The sequence below is a fragment of the Mycobacterium sp. genome, assembly GCF_049608025.1.
Lineage (GTDB): Bacteria > Actinomycetota > Actinomycetes > Mycobacteriales > Mycobacteriaceae > Mycobacterium.
Genome location: NZ_JBMYXC010000002.1, coordinates 35745 through 59724, shown reverse-complemented (window position 1 = coordinate 59724; position 23980 = coordinate 35745). Strand labels below are relative to the sequence as shown.

Below are 23980 nucleotides of genomic sequence, written 5' to 3'. Positions count from 1 at the left end.
CCGGCTACCGGCAGCTCATGACTCGGTCAGCTGGTGGCGAGTGCGGTCTTCGCGGACAGGTATCCCGTTACGGCCACGTTGGTCCTGCGCGTACAGGCCCACCACGTAGGCCACGCCGCCACCAAGGATCTGCATCGCTGTCTGGTCGATGTTGTCGAGCGTATCGGTGTCCTTGTGGTAGTTCGGGTCGAACGGTTCGTCGGCCTGACCGCCCCACAACTCGACCTGCTGGGCGGACTTCTCCTCTCCAGCACCGGAGAACAGGCCCCCGGCAGGGATTCCCGACTTCGTGAAAGCGTCGTAGTCGGACCTGCCGTCGAACGACGTGTCCTCGGCGGGTTTGCCCTCGCGGTCGAGGTAGGCCACCAGGGTCCGCTCGATTCCCGCCGAACCTTCCCGAATCCGGGGGACGCCCTGCCGCGCGCCGATCTTGGTCGACTGGTCGCCGTCGTAGGTGAAATACCCGGGATTGGGCGAGCCGAGCATGTCGAAATTGAGGTACAGCGCGATGTCCTTGAGCGCGTCGGGATCCAGGGACTCGACGTAGTCACTTGAACCGAGGAGTCCGTACTCCTCGGCGCCCCAGAACCCGAATCTCACAGCATTGCGGACCGGGGGCGAACTTCCCAGCTGCAATGCGGTTTCCAGCACCGCCGCTACTCCGGACCCGTTGTCATTGATGCCGGGTCCCTCGGCCACGCTGTCCAGATGCGCACCGACCATCACGATATCGCTGGTCGAACCGGTCGCGGTCTGCGCGATGACGTTGCGGGTCTTTTCGACGCGGACACCGGCATTGAGCGTGATCGTCACCGGTGCGCCCTGCTGTCCGCGCAATTGCGCTCCCGCAGCCTTGGTGACGCTGATCACCGGCACCTTCACCTCGGTGTCCCGCCCCAGGGTGCCGCCCATCTCGTCACCGTCCTGGTTGTTCGCGACGATCACCGCCGCCGCGCCGCGTTCGGCGGCGACTGCCTGCTTCGCGGCGAACGGGCATGCACCGCGGTCGACCAACACAACCGCACCTTCGACCGGCACACCGTCATAGTCGCCGACCGTGCACCCCGGAGTGTCCTCGGCTGGGGCGACTACCAGGGGCCCGGTCACACCCTCGGAGCCCATGGCCTCGGTTCCGATGGTGAAATCCAGCGGTCTGGCGGTCACGGTTTCGCCCGCAACCGTCAGCGCCGGCTCATCCGACCAGGACAGGCGCACCTCGAACTCCGGCGTTTGGACCTCGAAGCCCTTGTCCCTCAGGGCGTTGGCGACGTAGTCCACGCTGGCGGCATACCCTTGGGTGCCGAGCGCACGGTTGCCGTCATGGGCGTCGGCGATCTCCTGGAACTCGCCGAGGTGGGCCATCAGGGCGTCGATCGTGACCTGCTCCCGAAGCATGTCGGCAAATTCAACCGCAGCCGCCGGGTTCTCGGCCGGTTGCGGCGCGGGACGGTTCACGAGACCGCATCCGCTCAGCCCAGCCGCGGCGACAACCAGGACAGTCGTCATCATTGTGATCGCTGAACTGAGGGGCGCCGCGCGTCGTATCCGTCTCACGCCACCACGTTAGCGCGAGTCCAGATAGTCCAAGACGGCGTCAGCGGCCCACCCCGGTTCTTCGATCTGCAGAAAGTGACCCGCCGATGGCATGGTCAGCGCCCGACTGCCCGGTGGCAACACCTTGTCGATCTGGTCGGCGTACCCGGCGATCATTGCGCCATCCTGGCCTCCCTGCAGGTGCAGGATCGGCACCCGCGGCAGTTCGAAGCGCCACTTGTGCAACTCGGCGTAGGGCGGCGCGGGACGGCCGGGACGGGCCAGCGCGCGGTAGTAACCGACAGCCGCCCGGCGGTGGGTGAGACTCGGCAGCGCGGCCAATGCCGCATCCACCTCGGCGTCGGTCGGATAACGGGGTGGACCCCAGTCTCGCCACAGCCTCGGGATGACCCGGGGCAGCAGCCGTTCCGGCAGACCGGGCAGCTGAAAGAACATCATGTACCAGCTGTTGCGCAGCTGTCGCGGAATCATCCGCAGTTGACGAACGATGGGGCCACGCGTGCGCAGGAGTGCGGCAACCGGCGGCACCGCCATCGAGACGTGGACGGCGAACGGTGACTCCGGATACGCCGCGATAGCGGTGCTCGTGAGGGCACCCCAGTCGTGTCCGATGAGAACCGCATCCGACGGCGCCCCCAGTTCCCGGTAGACGGCCAAGGCGTCGTACATCAACGCGCCGATGTGATAGTCACAGTCGGCGGCAGGACCGGTCGGTGCATATCCACGCAAAAAGGGCGCGACCACCCGCATACCCCGTTCGGCGAGTAGCGGCGCCATATTGCGCCAACCCCACGCACTGTCGGGGAAGCCGTGCAGGCACAAGATGAGTCGGCCGTCGGAGGGCCCCCAGGACAGCGCCGCGACGTCCAGGTGCGGGAGCTTCAGCACCAAGGTTTCAGGCATCACAGCGCGGGGCTGGAGGCTTGCGCCCAGAATCGTTTCGGGATGCGACCCGCCCGGCGGGCCAGGTAGCCTCCCGTGACCGCGGCGGCCATCGCCGCGGCCATCGTCGCCGGATCAGCGGCACGGGTGACGGCGCTGGCCAACAGCACGGCGTCACACCCCAGTTCCATCGCCAGCGCGGCATCGCTGGCGGTGCCGATGCCCGCGTCGAGAATCACCGGTACGGAAGCCTGCTCGACGATCATCTCGATGTTGTTCGGGTTGGCTATGCCCAGCCCGGTACCTATCGGCGACCCGAGCGGCATGACCGCGGCGCAGCCGGTAGCTTCCAAACGGCGGGCGAGAACCGGATCATCGTTGGTGTAGGGCAGCACGACGAACCCGTCGTCAACCAGTTGTTCTGCGGCCCTGATCAATTCCACTGCATCGGGCAGCAGTGTCCGTTCGTCGGCTATGACCTCGAGCTTGACCCAATTCGTCTGCAGCGCTTCGCGAGCCAACTGTGCGGTGAAAACCGCTTCTGCAGCCCCGCGGCAGCCGGCCGTGTTCGGCAACGGTGTGATACCAACCCGGGACAGCAGATCGAGCACGCCGGTGCCGCCTTCGGCATCGACCCTGCGCATCGCGACCGTGGTCAGCTCGGTCTTCGCGGCGATCAATGCCGCCTCCAGCACCGCGAGGTTGGTCGCGCCGCCGGTACCGAGGATCAGCCTGGAGCCGAACTCCCGCCCCGCGATGTTCAGCTTGCCCGTTGTCAGATCAGCCACCCTGCACCGCCGTAACCACCTCGACTTTCACTCCATCGGTAAGCGGAGTGTGCCACTGAGACCGTGGTATCACCGACCAGTCGAGCGCGACGGCGATCCCCTTCTCCGGGAATCCGAGCATCGCCAGCAGACCCCCGACCGTCATCCGCTCATCGACCTCCACGACTTCTGCGTTGACGATCACCTTCATCGGGCCACCGCTCGTCTCAGATCCTCGGCCGTTCGCAGCTCCTCGGCCTCGGCAAGCGGCGCACCGCGAAGCTCTGCGACGATCGCCTCGGCGGTCCATGGCGCCAACAGGAATCCGGATCGCCCGTGGCCCGCGGCCACCAGTGTGCGCTCATCGAGTCTGCCGACCAGCGGGAGGGTATCGGTGGTCGTCGGCCTCAGCCCGGCGGCGCACTCGGCGAATTCGTACTCCCCCAAACCGGGCAACACCGCGCAGGCGTCATCGAGCAGTTCGCGTACACCCGAGACGGCGGGAGCGGTGTCTCGGCCGTGTTCGTACTGCGTCGCGCCGACGACCACGCCGTCGGCCCTGGGAACCAGATACACCTGGCGCCCATGGACCCGCGCGCGGATCACGCGCTGCGGCAACGGCATACACCCTCGGCGCCAACGCAACCGCAGCACCTCGCCTTTCACCGGACGGACCGGGAGCCCGGGCCATAGTTCGGGCGCGTCAATTCCGTTGGCAATCACGACGGCATCGGCGGCAGCGGCGGCATGGGCCTCGGTCAGGTCACACACCGGTCGATCCCACTCGACGTCGAGGCGTTGGCAGTGCGCGGCAAGCGCGTCGACGACCTTCCGATTGTCCACCGCCAGCTCGGTCTCGGCGATGAAGCCATGTCGAATACCCTGGGCAAGAAGGGGTTCCGCATCACGAGCGGTGCTAGTAGGCGTCACGGGATGGCCCTGACCAGACAGCCACTCGCCGACGGTTTTCAGATCTGCGACGTCGGCCCGATCGACGGCGACGACCAGCGACCCCCGGGCTGTCACGACCTCGGGCGGCAGTCCCTCCAGGAATCCCCGGTGCCACAGCTCAAGGGAGGCCAGGCCAAGCCGGAGCATGCGCTCCTCTCCGGGCCAGCCCTCGCTGTGCGGCGCGAGCATTCCTCCGGCGACCCAGGACGCCCCGCGCTGCCGGCTGTCGCGATGCACCCGGACCGCCAAGCCGTCCTGGGCGGCACGCCGCGCGATGGCGAGCCCGATGACACCACCGCCGATGACGGCGAGATCCACTCTGGCCCTGCCTGTCCTCGGCACTTCGCTGCTCCCTTCGCCGGCATGACCCGAGTTAACAGCCTACGTCGGCACGGGGTTAGCGTTCGCGGTGTGAGTCACTCCGCACCCCGGGCCAGGCTGGCATCGGCGAAGTTGTACCTCTGCACTGATGCCCGGCGCGAACGTGACGACCTGGCGGAGTTCGCCGAAGCGGCGCTGGCCGGTGGCGTCGACATCATTCAGCTGAGAGACAAGGGATCGCTCGGCGAGCAGCGATTCGGCCCCCTGGAGGCGCGCGACGAGCTAGCAGCCCTCGAGATCCTCAGCGATGCGACCCGCCGCCACGACGCACTACTGGCCGTCAACGACCGCGCCGACATCGCGCTCGCCGCCCGTTCCGACATACTCCACCTGGGCCAGGATGATCTTCCGCCGCCGGTCGCGCGAGACATCCTCGGCGACACCATCCTGGGCCGATCCACCCACGATGTCGACCAGGTGAAGGCCGCGATGGCACCTGGACCGAACAGTCCGGACTACTTCTGTGTGGGACCGTGCTGGCCGACACCCACCAAGCCGGGCCGACCGGCACCCGGCCTCGAACTGGTCCGCCACGCTCGCACGATCGTGGACGAGACCGGATCCGACAAGCCCTGGTTCGCAATCGGCGGAATCAGCCACGCTCGGGTACCCGATGTCGTCGCCGCCGGGGCCCGCCGCATCGTCGTGGTCCGCGCTATCACCGCCGCCGACGATCCGAAGGCGGCAGCGCGGCAGCTGACCGAGCTGCTCAGCTCTCGCCGATGACCGTCAGCGGGATGGCCGCCGCGACGCTGCGCAGCCGCTCCCAGCTCGCGGCGAAGCCCGGGTGCAGCGGCAGGTCTGCCACCTTGTCCTCGTCCACCCAGCGCAATTCGGCGCTCTCGCGGTTGGGGACCGTCTTCAGCAACGCGCCGGCATCGGCGATGACGGTGGTGTAGGTCCACCCGGCAACGGCGGCGGTGACCAGCACGCTGCGCACCGTCAGCTGATCGGCGAGCACACCGGCCTCCTCCTGCGCTTCGCGCACCGCGGCCTGTTCGGGTGTCTCGTGGCTGTCGCGCGCTCCACCGGGAAGTCCCCAGGTCCCGCCCTGATGGCTCCATTGCGCCCGATGCTGGAGCAGCACCGCGGCCGATCCGTCCGGGCGACGCGCACGCAGCAGTAGCCCCGCTGCGCCGTGCCTGCCCCAATACGCGGTCCCGTCTGCTGACACCACCCAACCGTCACCATCCCCGCGCACACGTTCAGGATAGGGAACAGGCGGCGACACCGGGGAAGTCACAGTGCTTGATTCCGCACCGGCAGGGCAGGTAGCTCTTAGACTTCTTTTATAGAGTGGGTTCAGTCGTTACGAGCCGGAGAGATCGATATCACAATGAGGTCCGCGCAAACGTGACTGTGGAGTTGGCGCATCCCTCAACCGAACCGCTTGCGTCCCGGTCACCGACAACCCCGGCGCGTTCGCGTTGGTGGTTCCTCTGGACGACGCCGGGGCGCATCCTGAGCATCGGCTTCGTCCTGGCCGCACTGGTGGCCGGGAGTGCATTCGCGACCTCGACGACCATCAACGACCGGCAGGGGGCGCTGACCACGGTCCTCGATCACACCGAGCCGCTGTCCTTCGCCGCCGGGCAGCTCTACACCACACTGTCTGTTGCTGACGCCGCCGCCACCACCGCGTTCATCGCCGGCGTAGAGCCCCGCGACGTGCGACGACGCTACGAGCAGGCGATCACCGACGCCGCAGTCGCGGCGACCCGCGCCGCCAGCGGACTGACCGACGAGACACTGGTCCAGCTTCTCAGCCGAATCAATGCCAGGTTGGCCGTGTATACCGGGTTGATCGAGACCGCACGAACCAACAACCAGGCGGGCAACCCGGTCGGTGCGTCGTACCTGTCCGAGGCGTCTTCACAGATGCAGCAGCTGATACTGCCCGATGCACAGCGGCTCTATGAGGCGGTCTCCGCGCGGGTGGACGCCGAGACCACCGCATCGACCCGGATTCCGACTCCGGTGATCCTGGTTGTGCTGTCAACCCTGCTGTTCGGGGTTTTCGCCAACCGATGGCTGGGCAAGCGCACCCGAAGACGGGTCAACATCGGATTCGTCGCCGGCGGGTTGGCGGTGCTGATCATGTTGATGTGGGTCGGCACGGCGCTGGTGATCTCGACCGTCGACAGCCGCAGCGCAAAGGAAACGGCGGCCGAGTCGCTCAAAACGGTGACCAACCTGGCGATCACCGCCCAGCAGGCACGGGCCGACGAAACGTTGTCACTGATCCGGCGTGACGACGAAAACGTCCGTAAGCAGTCCTATTACCAGCGAATTGACCAGATGAAGCAACAGCTGGCCCATTACCTCGCCCAAGATGATGCGATCGACAAGACCGACCTTGTCGACGCCGACCAGCTACTCGAACGATGGCGTGCCGCCGACGACCGGATCACCGCCTACATCGCGGTCGGTAACTACCAGGCCGCGACGCAGGTCGCGCTGGGTGACGGTGAGGATGACGCCACACCCGCCTTCAACAAGTTGGACGAGGCGTTGGCCGAGGGCATCGAGCAGAGTCGCAGCCAGTTGCGTTCCGACATCGTCAACGCGCGTCGGGTGCTCTCCGGAGCTACGGTCGGGGCCGCAGCCCTGAGTGTCGTCGCGGCCATCGCCGTGGCGTTGGGGGTATGGCCAAGACTGAGTGAGTACCGGTGATGAGCGCTTGCGCGAAGAACAGCAGGCCCGATGAGCGCTTGCGCGAAGAACAGCAGGCCCCGATGAGCGCTTGGGCGAGAGGATCAGGCGCCGCCCTCATGGCGGCGCTGTTGCTGCTGAGCGGGTGCGCGCGGGTGGAACCACTGGACCCCACGCCCGGGGTCACGCTTTCCCCCCCGACGCCGGCGGGGATGGAAGAGCTGCGGCCGGAGGTGGCCCGCACACCTGCCCCGGATGAAGATGACTGCGACCTGACCGCCAGCCTTCGCCCGTTCGACACCGAGGCCGAGGCCCAGGAAGCCGTCGCCGACATCAAAGCTCGCGGACGGTTGATCGTCGGGCTCGATATCGGCAGCAACCTGTTCAGCTTCCGTGACCCGATCACCGGCGAGATCACCGGTTTCGACGTCGACATTGCCGGCGAGATCGCCCGCGACATCTTCGGGACGCCGTCGCAGGTGGAGTACCGAATACTCTCTTCGGAAGACCGCGTCGAGGCGTTGCAGAACAATGAGGTCGACGTGGTCGTCAAGACGATGACCATCACCTGTGCACGTAAGAAGCTGGTGAACTTTTCCACGGTGTATCTGATGGCCAACCAGCGAATCCTGGTTCCACGCGATTCGTCGATCAATGGCCCGGAAGACCTGTCGGGCAAGCGGGTCTGCGTCGCGAAGGGCACGACCTCACTGGAACGTATTCAGGAAATCAACCCACCGCCACTCATCGTCGGAGTGGTCACGTGGGCCGACTGCCTGGTCGCGTTGCAGCAGCGCCAGGTCGACGCGGTCAGCACCGACGACTTGATCCTGGCTGGACTGGTGGCACAGGACCCCTATCTGCGCCTTGTCGGGCCATCGCTGAACGCCGAGCAGTACGGCATCGGCATCAATCTGGAGAACACCGGGCTGGTGCGGTTCGTCAACGGAACGCTGGAGCGCATCCGTCGGGATGGCACCTGGAACACCTTGTACCGCAAATGGTTGACGGTGCTGGGACCCGCCCCGTCCGCGCCGGAGCCGAGGTATTCGGACTGATGACCGACTACGAGGAAGGCACAGACGCCGCAGACGATCCTGGAACCCAGCCCGCTGGTTACTCCGACCTTGTCGAACACGCCGGTGATTCGGTTTCGACGATGCGCCCCATGTCCACCCAGGCGGTATTTCGCCCGAATTTCGACGACGACGACAGCGACTCGCAGCCGATCACCGATACCGAACCACAGGAGCAGTCGACAGCGCTGACCCGCACGGTGTCAGCCACCCGGCGACTGGGCGGCGGCCTGGTGGAGATCCCGCGGGTGCCCGAGGTGGACCCGTTGGCCGCGCTGATGAGCAATCCGGTCGTTGCAGAGTCGAAGCGGTTCTGCTGGAACTGTGGGCGGGCAGTCAGCCGATCATCCGCGGGCGCGCCCGCGAAGTCGGAGGGCTCATGCCCACACTGCGGCAGCGAGTATTCGTTTCTGCCGCAACTGTCCGACGGCGATATCGTCGCCGACCAGTACGAGATCAAGGGCTGCATCGCGCACGGCGGTCTGGGGTGGGTGTATCTGGCGTTCGACAAGAACGTCAACGACCGTCCGGTGGTGCTCAAGGGTCTCGTGCATTCCGGTGACGCCGAGGCCCAGGCGATCGCGATGGCAGAGCGTCAGTTCCTCGCCGAGGTGACCCACCCGGGGATCGTGAAGATCTTCAACTTCGTGGAACACGACGACAGGCACGGCAGCCCGGTCGGCTACATCGTCATGGAGTTCTTCGGCGGCTCGTCGCTCAAGCAGGCCACCCGTCGCGGGAGGCCCAAGGACGCGCGGCTGCCAGTGGCCGAAGCCATTGGTTTCATGCTCGAAATCCTTCCCGCGCTTGGTTATCTGCACTCCAACGGACTGGTCTACAACGACCTCAAGCCCGAGAACATCATGGTGACCGAGGACCAACTCAAGCTCATCGACCTCGGAGCGGTCTCCACGGTCAACTCGTTCGGGTACCTCTACGGGACGCCCGGCTATCAGGCGCCCGAAATCGTGCGCACCGGTCCCACCGTAGCCAGCGACATGTACACGGTGGGTCGCACTTTGGCAGCGCTGACTTTGCATCTGCGCACCCGCAAGGGCCGCTACGTGGACGGCCTACCCGAGGACGATCCGGTGCTGGCCGAGTACGACTCGTTCAGCCGGCTGCTGCACCGCGCGATTGATCCCGACCCTCGGCGCCGGTTCCAGAGCGCCGAGGAGATGACCGGCCAGCTGATGGGGGTACTGCGTGAGGTCGTGGCCCAGGACACCGGGGTGCCACGGCCCGGGTTGTCGACGGCGTTCAGCCGGTCGCGATCAACTTTCGGAACCGACCTCCACGTGGCACACACCGATGTCTATCTCGACGGTCAGGTCCACTCGGAGAAGCTCACCGCCCTGGAGATCGTCAAGGCACTTCAGGTTCCGCTGGTGGACCCGACCGATGTCGGCGCGACATTGCTCTCCGCGATAGTTTTGAGTGAGCCTGTGCAGACACTGGATTCGTTGCGCGCTGCCCGTCACGGGACGCTGGATTCCGAGGGCGTGGACCTCAGCCAATCCCTTGAGCTTCCGTTGATGGAGGCGCGCGCGTTGCTGGACCTCGGCGACGTCGCCAAGGCCACCCGTAAGCTCGACGACCTCGCCGACCGATTCGGCCGGCCTTGGCGGTTGGTCTGGTTCCGTGCCGTCTCCGAACTGCTCACCGCGGACTATGCCTCGGCAACAAAACATTTCACCGAGGTGCTCGACACTCTTCCCGGCGAGCTGGCACCCAAACTCGCACTGGCCGCCACCGCCGAACTGGCCGGAGACCCCGACGAACGCAAGTTCTACAACACCGTATGGTCCACCGACCGCGGCGTCATCTCGGCCAGTTTCGGCCTTGCCCGTGCCCAATCGGCCGCCGGCGAGCGCGACGCGGCGGTCCGTACCCTCGACGAAGTACCCGCCACGTCAAGGCATTTCACGACCGCCCGCCTGACGAGCGCGGTGACGCTGCTGTCAGGCCGGTCCACCAACGAGGTCACCGAGCAGCAAATCCGCAATGCCGCCCGACGAGTGGAGGCGCTGCCCGAGACCGAGCCGCGGGTGCTGCAGATCCGGGCGCTGGTGCTCGGGACCGCCATGGACTGGCTCGCGGACAACACCGCCAGCACAAACCACATCCTGGGTTTTCCGTTCACCGAGCACGGTCTGCAACTCGGCGTAGAAGCTTCGCTGCGCAACCTTGCCCGGGTCGCGCCCACCCAGGCACACCGTTACGCGCTGGTCGATCTGGCCAATAGTGTGCGGCCGATGTCCACGTTCTGAGACTCCCGGCAAAGGGTCGAGATATCGTACAAAACCCCAGGTGAATGGGTACGGATAAGGATTCGACGAACATATGGTCAAGCCGCTGATTCCGTAGTAACGTTAGCCGCCTGACTGAGGTTTCAGTCGGAAAAATCGGTGACGTCATCGGCGCAACAGGCTCACAGGCCGCCACGCGACGGCTTTGCGATTCCAGGGTCTGCTTCTCCCTGACGGCAGCCACCGCAGGAATCTCAGGAGTGCGAATCGCAGGTTTCGGCTGACGGAGGCCACGATGTCTATTTCAGAACAGCTGCCAATTGCAGAGCCGATGACTCGGCAAGGTACGCAGCGGCTATTCCGGCCGGACCCGCGGTCCTGCGATCTGCGTGAAGATCATCACCGGGTGATGTTTGCCGCTTACCCATTGCCGCCCGCGAAGGTCCTCGTGACAGTCCACGGCGACATCGACGCGACGACCTGTTCGGCTCTCGCCGACTATGTCGAACGCCAGATCGCTGGCGCCCATCGGCTGGTACTGGACCTGCAGAACGTGGAGTTCTTCGCCGCGTCCGGATTCGCCGCGCTCTCTAATGTCAATGTCATATGCGCCCGCGCAGGCGTCGACTGGACGCTGCTGGCCGAAGCGCACATTCGGCGACTGCTCGGCATCTGCGATCCGGCGCGGGAGTTGCCGGTGGTACAGAACTGTTCAGCCGACAAGTACCTGCGCGCACGCCCGGGCGATGGCAAGTTCCTCGTTGGTGGGAATGACGAGCACCGCCGTCGGTGAACCGTCAGCAGAGATACGTCTGGCGGCCCTGGCCGGACTGTCGTTGAGGTGGTCGTCCAGTTCGACGCCGAAGGCCGCCAGCCCCGAGAGGGCATCGCGGCGTACCGCTGCGTCGTTCTCCCCGACACCCGCGGTAAACGTGATGACGTCGGCGGTGCCCAGTACCGCCAAGTACGCGCCGATGTACTTCTTCAGTCGATGGATGTACACGTCGTAGGCCAATTGTGCTGCTGCCCGGTCGGATTCGGCCCCGGCTTCGATCTGTTGGCGAAGCACCCGGAAATCGGTCTCGCCTCCGAGACCCAGCATTCCCGATCGTCGATTCAGCATCGACTCGATTTCCTCGACACCCATGCCGGCCGTCCGCCACAGATAGGTGATCACGCCGGGGTCCAGGTCACCGGAGCGTGTTCCCATCACCAAGCCCTCCATGGGAGTGAGGCCCATCGACGTATCCACCGGTCGTCCGCCGACGATCGCCGATGCCGACGCACCGTTGCCGAGATGAAGGACAATCTGGCTGAGGGATTCCAGCGGTACGCCCAGGAAGCTCGCCGCCTGCTCGCTGACGTACTGGTGTGAGGTGCCGTGGAACCCGTAGCGCTTGATGCGCCACCTCGCGGCGATCTCGTGGTCGATGGCGTAGGTGGCCGCGGCCCGCGGTAGGTCGTGGAAGAACGCGGTGTCAAACACCGCGATGTGGGGTAACTGCGGGACCGCCTGCCGTGCCACTTCGATACCCAGGATGGCCGGTGGGTTATGCAAGGGTGCCAGCGGAGCCAGTTCCTCAAGCCTCGCGATCAAGGCATCGTCGACCACGGTGGGCCGGTACAGATCTGGTCCGCCGTGCACCACTCGGTGGCCGACAGCCACCAGGCCGAGATCATCCAGAGAATTCCCACCCTCGGCAAGCAGGTCGAAGACCGCCTGCAAGGCAGCGGCATGATCTGCGACTGCACTGTCCCCCGAGCCCGGCTCGACCTCCTCGCCAATGCGGTCGACCATTCCGTCGGCCACTGTCGCACCCGACTCTAGTTGGACAACTGAGTATTTCACCGAAGATGAACCCGAGTTGAGCACCAGTACCGAACGCGTCATTGGATTCACCCCTGGGCTTGGATCGCGGTGATCGCGACGGTGTTCACGATGTCCTCGACCAGTGCGCCGCGGGACAGGTCGTTGACGGGTTTGTTCAGACCTTGCAGCACCGGTCCGATTGCGATGGCGCCCGCGCTGCGCTGGACCGCCTTGTAGGTGTTGTTTCCGGTGTTCAGATCGGGAAAAATCAGGACCGTGGCGTGGCCGGCAACAGTCGAGTCCGGCATCTTCGTCGCCGCCACCGAAGGTTCCACCGCTGCGTCGTACTGGATCGGCCCCTCGACCAGCAGCTCCGGTTCTCGGGAACGCACCAATTCCGTTGCCTTCCTGACCTTGTCGACATCCGCACCCTCTCCCGAGGTGCCGGTCGAATACGACAGCATCGCTACTCGCGGCGCAATTCCGAACTGCGCGGCAGTACGCGCTGAGGAGATCGCGATGTCGGCGAGTTGCTCGGAGGTCGGGTCCGGCACGATGGCGCAATCCCCGTATGCCAGCACCTCGTCGGCTAGGCACATCAGGAAGATGCTGGAGACCGTGGCGACCCCTTCAGCCGTCCTGATGATCTCGAAGGCCGGTCTGATTGTGTGCGCCGTGGTGTGTCTGGCACCCGACACCATGCCGTCGACCATGTCATTGTGCACCAGCATGGTGCCGAAGTACGAGACGTCGTGGATGGTCTCCCGGGCCCGCTCGAGGGTGACCCCCTTATGGCTGCGCAGCGCCGCGTACTGCTGCGCGAACTGGTCGCAGAGCTCACTGGTCTGCGGATCGAGAACCGCAGCTTGTGACAGGTCCACGCCGAGTTCTGCTGCACGAGATCGGATCTGGGACTCAGCGCCGAGAATGGTGAGGTCGGCGACGTTACGCTGCAACAGCCTGCCCGCCGCCCTCAATATGCGGTCGTCGTCGCCTTCGGGCAGCACGATGCGCTTGCGGGCCGACCGGGCCCGATCGAGCAACCGGTGGGTGAACATCTGCGGCGTTGTGACCGAAGGGATCGCAATAGCTAACTGTGCCAACAAGTCCGCGGTATCGACGTGGGCGTCCATCAATGCCAAAGCGGTGTCGATCTTCCGTTGGGATTGGATCGTCACTCGGGCGCGCGTCGCGGCCACCCTGCTGGCCGTCTCGAAGGTATCGAAGGTCGTCTCAAGGATGGGTAGGCCCAGACCCAGACCCGAGACCAGGGAGTCCACCGACGGATGCAGTTTCAGACCGCCGGTGAGAATGACGCAGGAAAGTGAGGGAAAGCCCTCGGCGGTATGGGCGCTGAGCACTGCGAGCACGACGTCGGAGCGGTCACCGGCGGTGACGACGGCGGCCCCCTCGGTCAGCCGCTCCAACACGTGCTCGGCCGTCATGCCGGCCACCAGGACATCGAGCACCTCACGTCTGAGCAACGCAGGATCGCCGCGCAACAGTGTGCTCGCGACCGCGGCCTGCAACTCGGCGACCGACGGTGCGCCCAACAGTGGCTCCTCGGGCAGCACATAGCTACCGGGTTCGATCTTCTGTAAGGCTGCGGCGACATCGGCCATGTCCGCCGGGTCACAGCGGTTGACCACTATCGCGGCGGTATGGGCGTGCTGGGCCGCGATCTCGTCGATACACACCTCGACCACCTGCGCAACCTGCTCAGGCGTGCGGCCTTCGGCCCGGACCGCGAGCACCACGGGAGCGCCCAGGTTGGCCGCGATCCGGGCGTTCATCGACAGCTCGCTGGGCGCCGCGACGTCGGTGTAATCGCTGCCCACGATCAGGACGGCGTCACACTGGTCGGCGACCCGGTGAAATCGGTCGACGATGTCAGCCAGTGCGGCGTCCGGGTCGTCGTGCAACTGCTGGTAGCTGACGCCGACACACTCCTCATAAGACAGGTCCGCGGTGGAGTGGGCCAGCAGCAGTTCGAGGATGTAGTCGCGACCCGCGCCGGGTCCATCCCCCGAGTCGCTTCTGTCCTGTCCCCGGGGAGCCCGCGCGATGGGGCGAAACACCCCGACCCGGGCGACCGTCGCGGCTAGCCGGTGCAGAATGCCCAGCGCGATGGTCGACTTCCCGGTGTCTCCCTCCGGCGAAGCGACGTATATGGCGGATATCTGGGAGCTCGGGGCGTCGGGCACATTTCAAGCCTGCCTGTCAGCTGGCCGTCATGTCTACTGGAACCCGCAGCGTGGCGAGCAGGCCGCGGTGGTCGGCTCCCGGAACCGTGACCGTTCTGGCCGCTGCCGCCGAACAGTTCCTCACCAGAATGTGGTCGATACCCAGCAGCGGCGGCCTGTTTCCGCGGCCGGGGTAGGTGCGGGCGAGGCCGGCTCCGGCCTCTGCGGCGGCATCCCCGAATCCCTCGTCCAGTAGACGCCCGAATGGCGCCATATCGGCGGTGGCGTTGAAGTCGCCGGCGACGATCACCGCGCCCGCACCGGCTGCGGCGGCCACCTCCCGCAGCGTGTCGGGGAGCAATGCGATGTCCCGCAGCCAGGGCCCGATCGGCTGCGGCCACGGTGCCGCCAGGTGCACCGACAGCACGGTGGTGTCGACCGTGACCCCGGGGACACGGATCCGCGCGCCCAGCATGGGCAGGGCATACCCGTCGATTCGGCCGGACTGCACTATGGGATGTCGGCTCCAGATTCCGATACCCGAGACCCGCGGCGCAGGTACCACGACCCGGTAGGGGAACACCGCATCCATCCCGGCCGCCGACATTCCGTCGGACGCATCCTGGGTGATTTCCTGGACTGCGACGATGTCGGCACTGTCGCGAGCCAGCGCCACCACTGCACGTGGATCAGCCTGCCCCACACCGAGGTTTGCGGTCAGCACCCGGACATCGACCGTGCCTGAAGTGGACGCGGCGCCGCCCTGGTAGCGAGGAAAGTACACACCCACCAATGCCGTGGTCACTGCCAAAGCCATCAGCGCCAGCAGCCAGCGTCTTCTCAGCGCCAGCAGCAGCACAGCCACTGGCGCCGCGAGCGAAAGATAGGGCGCTACGGCCGCGACGATGAGCATGGGATGCCCGGAAATCGGCATATACCGGGCAACGAGGGCTACCGTCGCCGCGGCCAGGGCCAGCACACCCAACAGGGTTGCGAGAATCCTCATCATCTCGCCGCGCTCGCTGTGTCAGGCCAGGCGTCGCAGCCTTGGCTCCAGATCACGCTTGAAGAGTTCCAGGAAGCGCTTCTGGTCGTGCCCCGGGGCGTGAAAGACAAGGTGGTTGAGGCCCCAATCGACGTAGTCCTTGACCTTCGCGACGGCTTCGTCGGGGTCTGAGGCCACAATCCAGCGCTTAGCCACCTGCTCGATGGGCAGCGCGTCGGCGGCCTTCTCCATCTCGATGGGGTCGTCAATGCTGTGCTTCTGCTCGGCGGTCAGCGACAACGGCGCCCAGAATCGGGTGTTCTCCAACGCAACCTCGGGATCGGTGTCGTAGGAGATCTTGATCTCGATCATCCGGTCGATGTCGTCGGGGTTGCGGCCAGCCTTCTCGGCACCTTCGAACATGGCGGGGATGAGCTTGTCCTTGTAAAGTTCCTCGCCCTTGCCGGAGGTGCAGATGAAGCCGTCGCCGGCGCGGCCGGCGTACTTGGCGACCACGGGACCACCGGCCGCGATATAGACCGGTACGCCAGAATCAGGCACGTCGTAGATGGAAGCGCCCTTGAGCTGGTAGTACTCACCGTGGAAATCGACTCGGTCGCCCCGCCACAGTTCGCGCATCAGCTTGATCGATTCGCGAAATCGGGCGAAGCGCTCCTTGAACTCGGGCCACTCTCCCACGTAACCGGTGGCGATCTCGTTGAGCGCCTCACCGGTCCCCACACCCAGGAAAATCCGATTCGGGTAGAGGCACGCCATGGTGGCGAAAGCCTGGGCGATGACCGCAGGGTTGTAGCGGAACGTCGGCGTCAGCACCGATGTGCCCAGGAGCAGGCGTTCGGTCCGCTCACCCACCGCAGTCATCCAGGCCAGCGAGAACGGCGCGTGGCCCCCCTCATGGCGCCACGGCTGGAAGTGGTCACTCACCGTCGCGCTGTCCATGCCGTGAGCTTCGGCGGCGACCGCCAACTCAACGAGTTCCCGCGGCGCGAACTGCTCCGCCGATGCCTTGTAGCCCAGTTTCAGTTCACCCATGAGTTCTTTCTACACTCGCCGGATGGCACCGGTCCTCACCGCCGTCACCGACCGCGTTCACTTCGTCCACACCGACTTGGTGAACTGGACCCTGGTCACCGGCAGCGACGGGGACGGGGTCATGCTCATCGACGCCGGTTTCCCCGGCAGCCGCGCCGACGTGGTGGACTCTCTGGACCAACTCGGGTTCGGCGTGCCGGACGTGCGGGCGATCCTGTTGACCCATGCACACATCGACCACTTCGGCTCGGCCATCTGGTTCGCCGGTGAGCACGGCACCCCGGTCTACTGCCACGCCGCCGAGGTCGGGCACTCGAAGCGGGAGTACCTCGAACAGGCATCGCCGGTGGACATCGCCGCCCACGTCTGGCAGCCGAAATGGCTCAAGTGGTCGGTCTCGATCCTCGGCAAGGGTGCTCTGACGCGCGACGGCATCCCGACCACGGCACCGCTGACCGAGAACATCGCGGCGGGGCTGCCGGGGGCCCCGAAGCCGATCCCGACGCCCGGCCACACCGGAGGGCACTGTTCCTACCTGGTGGATGGAGTCCTGGTCAGCGGCGACGCGCTGGTCACCGATCACCCGTTGGCGTCCCGCCGCGGACCCCAACTGCTGCCCCCGATGTTCAACCACGATGAAGACCGTTGCCGGCGCAGCCTGGCAGCGTTGGCCGCGCTCGACGCCGAAATTTTACTGCCTGGCCACGGTCCGGTGTGGCGGGGCCCGGTCCGGGTGGCCGCCGAGCAGGCCGCTTCGCCCGACGTGTCCTGAGCCGGGCAAGGACAGCGCGCGGCCGCCATCGCACCCGCGGCAAGAGAGCTCATCTCGGGCTGCAGAACCGGTCGTCCGAACGTGGCCGGCCCTGTCGGGCGGGTCGGTAAGGTCGGAAGGGTCAGGCGCACCACAACCTTCAGTCGACCAGTGGAGAGTTCGATGTCCGATACCGCAACACCGCACGTCATCCCGCTGGACTCCAGTGGTCTCGGTGATCGCAGCTACGTCGCCCATGACGGCGTGCACGCGCTCGTCGTCGACCCGCAGCGAGACTTCGACCGCGTCGAGGCGCTACTCGCCGAGCACGGGCTCACGCTGACCCACGTCGCCGAAACCCACATCCACAATGACTACGTCACCGGGGGCCTCGAGCTCGCGCGCCGCCACGGTGCGACCTACGTCGTCCCCGGGGACGTCGAGCTATCGTTCGCGGGGCTCGCCGTGCGCGACGGTGACTCCTTCACCGTCGGAGAACTGACGGTCGATGTCATCCACACCCCGGGGCACACCCCGCATCACGTGTCCTTCGCCGTGCGCAAGGGCGATCACCTCGGGGCGGTGTTCACCGGTGGTTCCCTGCTGTACGGCAGCGTCGGGAGGCCCGACCTCGTCGCGCCGGATCTGGCCGTCAAACAGGCCCACGATCAGTGGCACTCGGTGCGCCGTCTTGCCGACACCCTCGACGACAAGACCCCGATCTACCCCACCCATGGGTTTGGTTCGTTCTGCGCTGCGACCCAGGCGCAGGGACTCTCCTCGACCATCGGCAACGAGAAGACGATCAATCCAGCCCTCACCGAGGCCGAAGAGAAGTTCGTCACCGACCTGCTGGCCGGGCTCGACGTCTTCCCCGCCTACTACGCCCATATGGGACCGGTCAACGCCGCGGGTCCGAGAGATGTCGACCTCTCGATGCCCGAGCAGGCCGATCCCACGGTGCTGCGCGAGCGCATCGTCGCCGGCGAGTGGGTCGTGGACCTTCGTTCGCGCAACGTCTTCGCCGCCGGTCACGTCCCCGGCTCGGTGAACTTCGACCTTGATGGCACCTTCATCAACTATCTGGCCTGGATGATGCCGTGGGGCACCCCGGTGACGCTGCTGGGCCATACCCCCGAGCAGGTCCGCGCCGCGCACCGTGAGCTGGTCCGGGTCGGGATCGACAACGCCGTAGGCCAGGCCACCGGAGGTCCGCAGGCCTGGCTGGAGGACCCGGCAACGGCACAGCGATTGGAGCAGGTCGACTTCCACGGAGTCGCGGCGGCGCTGGCCGCCGACCCGGACACTTACCTGTTGGATACCCGCCAGATCCTGGAATGGGACGTCGGCCATATCGCGACGGCGGTTTTCATGCCTTTCTACGAGGTCGCCGACCGACTCGGCGAGATTCCGCGAGACCGGCCGGTCTATGTGTTCTGCGGATCGGGCTACCGCGCCGCCGCGGTCGCCTCGCTGCTGATGCACCACGGTTTCACCAACATCGTCCACGTTGACGACGACTTCGCCGATGCCGCCGGCGCCGGATTGAGCGTCGTGGCAGAGGAGACCCCCGAACGAGAGCCGGGCTGGACCTGGATCGCGTCCCGCGCCGTGGTCCGTGAGTACAGCCCGCGGACGGCGGCGGATTCCCCCGGATAGGCCACTTCCCCGGGGTAGGACACTCCTCCGGGTCAGGACGCGACGAGTCGGATCTACTCGCTGCGGCAGTCCAGTCACCACCTACCTCCAAAACTTGACACGTGTTAAGTTTTCCCGCATGGACAACATCCGCGGCAAGACCATCGCGATCACCGGCGCAGCGCGGGGCATCGGATACGCCACCGCTGCAGCACTGCTGGCACGCGGAGCGCGCGTGGTCATCGGCGACCGCGAAGTCGCGATGCAGGAGTCGGCGGTCGCGCAACTGGGCGCTCTGGGGCCGGTGTCGGGCTACCCGTTGGATGTGACCGACCGCGAATCGTTCGCCACCTTCCTGAGCAAGGCTCGCACCGATGGGAACGGGCACCTTGATGCATTGATCAACAACGCCGGCGTGATGCCGGTCGGCCCGTTCCTCGAACAGTCCGAGCAGTCGATCCGCTCCGCGATCGAGGTCAACTTCTACGGCGTACTCACCGGGTGCCAACTAGCGCTCCCCGAAATGGCGGCCCGACACAGCGGCCATATCGTCAACATCGCCTCTCTGGCGGGCATGATCGCGCTTCCCGGCCAAATCGTCTACGCCGGAACAAAGTTCGCGGTGGTCGGTTTGACGACGGCGATGTCCGACGAGTTCGCCCCGCAGGGAGTCGACGTCAGTTGCGTGATGCCGACCTTCACCAACACCGAACTCCTCACGGGCACCCACACGTCCTCGGCCCAGAAGCCGGTGGAGCCTGAGGACATCGCGGCGGCCGTCATCAAAGTGCTCGAGAAGCCGACCACGTTGGTGTCGGTCCCGCCCGCCCTGCGGTTCGTCAGCGCGATCACGCCGACCCTCGGGGCCAAAGCCAGACGCTGGCTCTCCCACAAGATGGGCAACGACACGGTGTTCCTCGACGTCGACCGGGCCGCGCGCGACGGCTATGAGCGACGCGCGCAGGCCGCGCTGGGTGTTGTCGACTCGCCCGGTGACCAGGACTAACCGAAGATCGGCGGTGGCGCGCCCGCCCGGTAGGCCTCGATGACGTCGAGATGGTCGAACAACTCCTCGAGGCCGAACTGATAGTCCTCGGACGTCCCGACGAACACCACGTGGGCGATTTCTCCCGCGTCCTCCGGCATGAGCAGAACCACCGTCGCCGCCACCTGCTCGGCGTCGTCCTCCACCTCGGCAATCGAGGGCGGCCAGTACCAGGCAACTCCCACGTCGTCCGAGTCGTCTCGGTCTGAGTCGTACAGGTCGTCGGCGTCGTCGAAGTCCTCAGAGAAGGCCCAACCCCGAGCGGTCAGCTGAGCGTCGAAATCCTCCAGCTCGCCGGCGATCTCGAGTTCCTCAGCGATCTGCTCGCGCACTGGCGCCGAAATCCAAGTCCGATCGCGGGCGGCCTGCCGCTTGTTCCGGCGCGCCTTCTTCGCCGCCGATCGCTTCGACACCTACGACACCTAGGCCAGCGCCCGGTCCAGGTCGGCCAGCAGATCCTCAGTGCCTTCCAACCCGACTGAGATTCGCACCACGCCGTCACCCAAACCGATCGCGGCCCGGCCTTCCGGGCCCATCGCCCGATGCGTCGTCGTCGCCGGATGGGTGATCAGCGACTTGGCGTCCCCAAGGTTGTTCGAGATGTCGATGACCTGAAGCTTGTCCAGCACTTCGAACGCGCGCTCCTTACCACGGCCGTCGGGGGCGTCGAGTTCGAAAGTCACCACGGTGCCGCCACCGGACATCTGACGCTTGGCCAGATCATACTGCGGATGCGATTCCAGGAACGGGTAGCGCACCCACCGCACCGAAGGGCTGGACTCCAGATACTCAGCGATTCGGTGCGCCGACGAATTCTGATACCGCACACGCAATTCCAACGTCTCGAGACCCTTCAACAGCGTCCACGCATTGAAAGGACTGAGCGCCGGACCGGTGTGCCGCATCAGCTTCTGCACAGGCTCGTCGATGTATTGCTTATCGCCGAGGATCGCCCCGCCCAGCACCCGCCCCTGGCCGTCGATGTGTTTGGTGCCCGAGTAGACGACCACGTCGGCGCCCAGCGGGAAACCCTGTTGCAGAATCGGTGTCGCGAAGATGTTGTCCAGAACCACCTTCGCCCCGGCAGCATGGGCCAGGTCGCAGACAGCGGCAATGTCGACCAGTTGTTGCATCGGGTTCGACGGCGTCTCGAAGAAGACGGCTCGGGTGGGTTTGGAGGAGTCGGACAGCGCCTCCTCCCACTGGGAAAGGTCGTCGCCGTCGACGAACACCGTCTCCACGCCCCACCGCGGGAGGATCTCGTTGCACACCACATAGCACGACCCGAACAGGCTGCGCGCCGCGACCAATCGGTCACCGGCAGCCAGCAGCGCACCCAACGACGTGAACACCGCAGACATCCCGGTGGACGTCGCGAAGCAGGCGGGCGCACCCTCGATCAGGCGCAATCGCTCTTCGAACATCGAGATCGTCGGGTTGCCGTAGCGCGAGTAGACATAACGGTCGATCTCGCCGGTGAACGCCTTCTCCGCATCGGCTGCCGTCTGGTACACGTATCCCGACGTGAGGTACATCGCCTCGGCGGTTTCCTCGAAGCCCGAACGCAGCAACCCGCCGCGCACGCCGATGGTGGCCTGGCTGACCCCCTCGGGCAGTTCGGCCGGCGTCCGCACCGACGGCAAGGGTTGGTCGGGACTACTCACGATTGTCTCCATGGAAGCCCGCTGGCCCGCCAGCCGGTACCACCGCGATGGCCCTGCTCGTCAAGGTTTCCCTCGAAGCCGTCCAGCATGTTGTAAGACGGAGTGATACCCGCTGCCGTGGCCGCCCGGGCCGCCGGGATGGACCGGTTCCCGGAGCGACACAGGAACACCACCGCGCTTTCACCCGGGGTGATGCCCGAGGCCACCAGATCGTCGACGAAGCCCTCGTTGCGCGCGCCGTCAGTGCGATTCCACTCGACGTAGACGACATCGCGGTCCAGGCTGGCGAGGTCGGCCACCCCGACCAAACGCCACTCTGCCGCCGTACGACAGTCGACCAGCACGGTTTCAGGGTTCTCGCTCAGCAGCTTCCAGGCCTCTTCAGGCGTGACATCTCCGGCATAACTCACGTTCGTGAGTGTCCCACAGCTAATTGGGGCCGGTCGAACAGACCTTCCATACACCGTCCTGGCGTGCGAACGCCATCTCGACAGTCTCCTTGGCGTCAGGATCTTTGTCGAAGTGGTAGGTGACCTCGGCGGTAGCCCGGTCGCCTTCGATAGCCATGTTGGTCGCCCGGTCGACAAAACGATCCCCCCGGTTTGCCGACGAATCACGTTGTCTGGCAAGGATGTCTGCTTCGATACCCCGCTGCTCCACGCAGGTGTAGGTACGGAAGTCAGCGTAGTCCTGGCGCTGTAGCGCGTCGTTCTGCGCAACCACTGCACGACCGATCTGCTGTTCATCGGTGAGCTCGTCACCCGAGAGCGCATTGAACAACCAGACCGCAATCAAACCGATGACGATGATCGCCAGCGCGCCCAGGAACGGACCGGGGCTCGCGCCATTGGAGGACTTGTCAGAAGATTCGTTCATCGGGGCCCGCGCAGCGCCGTCGCGACCCGGCGAGCGCGGTCGCGGGCGACGATCGGATCGGGTGCTGTCGCCGTCGAAAGGGCGAGCCAGCGCCGAGCTTCAGGCACATCGCCGCGGCTGAACAGACGCACGTCGCTTTCGGCGACGGCCAGCGCGTCGGCCAGATGGGCACGCAACTGTGCGTCGTCCGCATCGAGGCTGTCCGCCGTCGCTGACGCTGAACCCGACTCTGCCGCATAGCGCACCTCGACGGCGCCCGGCGAGATCATGATGGTGTCCACGGGAAGCCCGAGGATGGCCCGAGCGTGCAACTCGAACTCGGAGAGCCGCTGCGAGCGCAGGGTCACCAGCCCACTGTCATGGGGCCGCGGCGCCACGTCGGCGAAATAGACCTCGTCGCCACGTACCAGCAACTCCACGCTGAACACCCCACGACCACCCAACGAGTTGACGATGCGGGCGGCGATCGATTTCGCGTCGTCCAGCGCGGCCGGTGAAAGCTGTTGGGGCTGCCAGGATTCCAGGGTCCCATCAGCTGATTGGTGGTGACCGATCGGCTCGCAGAAATTGACGACGGGTCCGGTGGGGCCGGTGGTACGCACCGTCAACAACGTCACCTGGGCATCGACCTCGACGATGGTCTCGACCATGACACGTTGCAGGCTGAGTCGGCCCCCCGCGACGGCGCGGCGCCAAGCAGGCTCGACGTCTTCAGCCCCCCGCAGCACCGACTCGCCTTCACCGGGGGCGGCGGCGACCGGCTTGGCCGCCAACGGGAAACCCGCGTGCTGTCCGATCGCGGCAAGCTCTGCCGCAGAACCGGCAAACCAGAACGGAACCGTCGGCAGGCCGAGCTCGTCGGCCGCAAGCCGGCGCAATCCCTCACCGTCAAGCGCCAGGCGGGTGCTGCGCGGCGTCGGGAACACCTCCACGTCGCCACGCTCGGCGATCGTGATCAGCGCGTCCATCGCGACCGCGCCGGCTTCGGCCACCAGGTAGTCCGGCTTCTCCGTGTCGATGAGCTCGGTGACCGCGTCGGCGTACCGGTCCACGGAGATCACCTCGGCACCGAGATGCCGGAACGCCAGCGCCAGCTCACCATGACGTTCCCCGGCACCGAGCAGCATCACCACTGCCGAACCGGGTGCGGGCAGCGCCGTCTGGTCAGAAATCGTGTCGCCGTCCGTCGTGTCACTCATCGTCCGTCCACCCTGCCAGAACGAGCGACCCGATGAGCCGCGCCATGCGCAACCGGGCGTTCGACTTGCACCCCGCGCGCGCCGGACCCGCGCTGTGCGGACACCGGTGCGCCAAAGTCTGAAATATTGGCGGTATGGTCCGTCGGTTTTCTTGGGTGCTCGCGCTCGTCATCGTCGCCGTGTCCGGTGCACTGATGGGACTCCTCGGCGGCAGCGACTCAGCTGAGCAGTCACCGGTGGCAGTACCTCCGAGCGCTGAGTCGG

Annotated in this window: 23 protein-coding genes; 8 read left to right on the top strand and 15 right to left on the bottom strand. The window is 66.0% G+C overall.

Annotated features, from left to right (window positions below):
- Window positions 1–15: 15 nt before the first annotated feature.
- The 5 genes from ACPGXI_RS01090 to thiO are packed head-to-tail and all read right to left on the bottom strand — an operon-like array spanning window position 16 to window position 4472.
- The gene (locus ACPGXI_RS01090; RefSeq protein WP_526648929.1) at window positions 16–1509 is read right to left on the bottom strand and encodes a M28 family metallopeptidase; all 1494 of its coding nucleotides are present in this window, start codon (window positions 1507–1509) and stop codon (window positions 16–18) included.
- Window positions 1510–1563: 54 nt separating this feature from the next.
- On the bottom strand, window positions 1564–2457 hold the full coding sequence (locus tag ACPGXI_RS01085) for an alpha/beta fold hydrolase (protein ID WP_526648927.1): 894 nt from the start codon (window positions 2455–2457) through the stop codon (window positions 1564–1566).
- Complete coding sequence (locus tag ACPGXI_RS01080; protein ID WP_526649139.1) at window positions 2457–3215, bottom strand: thiazole synthase; 759 nt, start codon at window positions 3213–3215, stop codon at window positions 2457–2459. Before ACPGXI_RS01080 ends, ACPGXI_RS01085 begins: the two co-directional genes overlap by 1 nt.
- Window position 3216: 1 nt before the next feature.
- Window positions 3217–3414, bottom strand: coding sequence for a sulfur carrier protein ThiS (gene thiS / locus ACPGXI_RS01075; RefSeq protein WP_526648925.1), 198 nt, complete (start codon window positions 3412–3414; stop codon window positions 3217–3219).
- Window positions 3411–4472, bottom strand: a complete 1062-nt coding sequence (gene thiO, locus ACPGXI_RS01070; protein ID WP_526648923.1) for a glycine oxidase ThiO — start codon at window positions 4470–4472, stop codon at window positions 3411–3413. Before thiO ends, thiS begins: the two co-directional genes overlap by 4 nt.
- 45 nt (window positions 4473–4517) lie before the next feature.
- On the opposite strand from thiO, the gene thiE reads away from it, so the two are divergent.
- A complete protein-coding gene (gene thiE, locus ACPGXI_RS01065) occupies window positions 4518–5261 on the top strand; it encodes a thiamine phosphate synthase (RefSeq protein ID WP_526648921.1) in 744 nt (247 codons plus the stop codon).
- On the opposite strand, the gene ACPGXI_RS01060 is transcribed toward thiE, so the two are convergent.
- Complete coding sequence (locus ACPGXI_RS01060; protein ID WP_526648919.1) at window positions 5245–5736, bottom strand: NUDIX hydrolase; 492 nt, start codon at window positions 5734–5736, stop codon at window positions 5245–5247. The genes thiE and ACPGXI_RS01060 overlap by 17 nt on opposite strands.
- A gap of 152 nt (window positions 5737–5888) precedes the next feature.
- Between ACPGXI_RS01060 and glnX the strand changes: the two genes are divergently transcribed.
- The 4 genes from glnX (at window position 5889) to ACPGXI_RS01040 (ending at window position 11305) form a co-directional block, all read left to right on the top strand.
- On the top strand, window positions 5889–7208 hold the full coding sequence (glnX, locus tag ACPGXI_RS01055) for a protein kinase G-activating protein GlnX (protein ID WP_526648917.1): 1320 nt from the start codon (window positions 5889–5891) through the stop codon (window positions 7206–7208).
- A gap of 98 nt (window positions 7209–7306) precedes the next feature.
- Window positions 7307–8245: a glutamate ABC transporter substrate-binding protein gene (locus ACPGXI_RS01050; RefSeq protein ID WP_526649137.1), complete on the top strand. Its 939-nt coding sequence runs from the start codon at window positions 7307–7309 to the stop codon at window positions 8243–8245.
- The gene (locus ACPGXI_RS01045; protein ID WP_526648915.1) at window positions 8245–10533 is read left to right on the top strand and encodes a tetratricopeptide repeat protein; all 2289 of its coding nucleotides are present in this window, start codon (window positions 8245–8247) and stop codon (window positions 10531–10533) included. Before ACPGXI_RS01050 ends, ACPGXI_RS01045 begins: the two co-directional genes overlap by 1 nt.
- 310 nt (window positions 10534–10843) lie before the next feature.
- On the top strand, window positions 10844–11305 hold the full coding sequence (locus tag ACPGXI_RS01040) for an STAS domain-containing protein (RefSeq protein ID WP_526648913.1): 462 nt from the start codon (window positions 10844–10846) through the stop codon (window positions 11303–11305).
- Here ACPGXI_RS01040 and ACPGXI_RS01035 read toward each other — a convergent pair.
- From ACPGXI_RS01035 to fgd, 4 genes are read right to left on the bottom strand one after another with little or no spacing between them, the layout of a single operon-like run.
- Entirely contained in the window at window positions 11225–12403 is a 1179-nt protein-coding gene (locus tag ACPGXI_RS01035; protein ID WP_526648911.1) for an acetate/propionate family kinase, read from the bottom strand. The genes ACPGXI_RS01040 and ACPGXI_RS01035 overlap by 81 nt on opposite strands.
- A gap of 5 nt (window positions 12404–12408) precedes the next feature.
- On the bottom strand, window positions 12409–14526 hold the full coding sequence (gene pta / locus ACPGXI_RS01030; protein WP_526648909.1) for a phosphate acetyltransferase: 2118 nt from the start codon (window positions 14524–14526) through the stop codon (window positions 12409–12411).
- A 16-nt stretch (window positions 14527–14542) separates the two neighbouring features.
- Window positions 14543–15514 (bottom strand): endonuclease/exonuclease/phosphatase family protein, encoded by a 972-nt coding sequence (locus ACPGXI_RS01025; RefSeq protein WP_526648907.1) that lies wholly within the window; start codon window positions 15512–15514, stop codon window positions 14543–14545.
- 18 nt (window positions 15515–15532) lie between these two features.
- Window positions 15533–16543: a glucose-6-phosphate dehydrogenase (coenzyme-F420) gene (gene fgd, locus ACPGXI_RS01020; RefSeq protein ID WP_526648905.1), complete on the bottom strand. Its 1011-nt coding sequence runs from the start codon at window positions 16541–16543 to the stop codon at window positions 15533–15535.
- Window positions 16544–16565: 22 nt separating this feature from the next.
- Here fgd and ACPGXI_RS01015 point away from each other — a divergent pair, with 22 nt between their 5' ends.
- The 3 genes from ACPGXI_RS01015 (at window position 16566) to ACPGXI_RS01005 (ending at window position 19938) form a co-directional block, all read left to right on the top strand.
- Complete coding sequence (locus ACPGXI_RS01015; RefSeq protein WP_526648903.1) at window positions 16566–17315, top strand: MBL fold metallo-hydrolase; 750 nt, start codon at window positions 16566–16568, stop codon at window positions 17313–17315.
- 162 nt (window positions 17316–17477) lie between these two features.
- Window positions 17478–18953, top strand: coding sequence for a rhodanese-like domain-containing protein (locus tag ACPGXI_RS01010; RefSeq protein ID WP_526648901.1), 1476 nt, complete (start codon window positions 17478–17480; stop codon window positions 18951–18953).
- A 118-nt stretch (window positions 18954–19071) separates the two neighbouring features.
- Complete coding sequence (locus ACPGXI_RS01005) at window positions 19072–19938, top strand: SDR family NAD(P)-dependent oxidoreductase (RefSeq protein WP_526648899.1); 867 nt, start codon at window positions 19072–19074, stop codon at window positions 19936–19938.
- Here the strand turns inward: ACPGXI_RS01005 and ACPGXI_RS01000 are convergent.
- From ACPGXI_RS01000 to purT, 5 genes are read right to left on the bottom strand one after another with little or no spacing between them, the layout of a single operon-like run.
- Window positions 19935–20390, bottom strand: a complete 456-nt coding sequence (locus tag ACPGXI_RS01000; protein WP_526648898.1) for a hypothetical protein — start codon at window positions 20388–20390, stop codon at window positions 19935–19937. The genes ACPGXI_RS01005 and ACPGXI_RS01000 overlap by 4 nt on opposite strands.
- A gap of 9 nt (window positions 20391–20399) precedes the next feature.
- Entirely contained in the window at window positions 20400–21653 is a 1254-nt protein-coding gene (locus tag ACPGXI_RS00995; protein ID WP_526648896.1) for an O-succinylhomoserine sulfhydrylase, read from the bottom strand.
- A complete protein-coding gene (locus ACPGXI_RS00990) occupies window positions 21638–22051 on the bottom strand; it encodes a rhodanese-like domain-containing protein (RefSeq protein WP_526648894.1) in 414 nt (137 codons plus the stop codon). The genes ACPGXI_RS00995 and ACPGXI_RS00990 overlap by 16 nt, the downstream gene beginning before the upstream one ends.
- A gap of 19 nt (window positions 22052–22070) precedes the next feature.
- Window positions 22071–22517, bottom strand: a complete 447-nt coding sequence (locus tag ACPGXI_RS00985) for an Rv0361 family membrane protein (RefSeq protein WP_526648892.1) — start codon at window positions 22515–22517, stop codon at window positions 22071–22073.
- Window positions 22514–23716, bottom strand: coding sequence for a formate-dependent phosphoribosylglycinamide formyltransferase (purT, locus tag ACPGXI_RS00980; RefSeq protein WP_526648890.1), 1203 nt, complete (start codon window positions 23714–23716; stop codon window positions 22514–22516). The genes ACPGXI_RS00985 and purT overlap by 4 nt, the downstream gene beginning before the upstream one ends.
- Window positions 23717–23980: the final 264 nt, after the last annotated feature.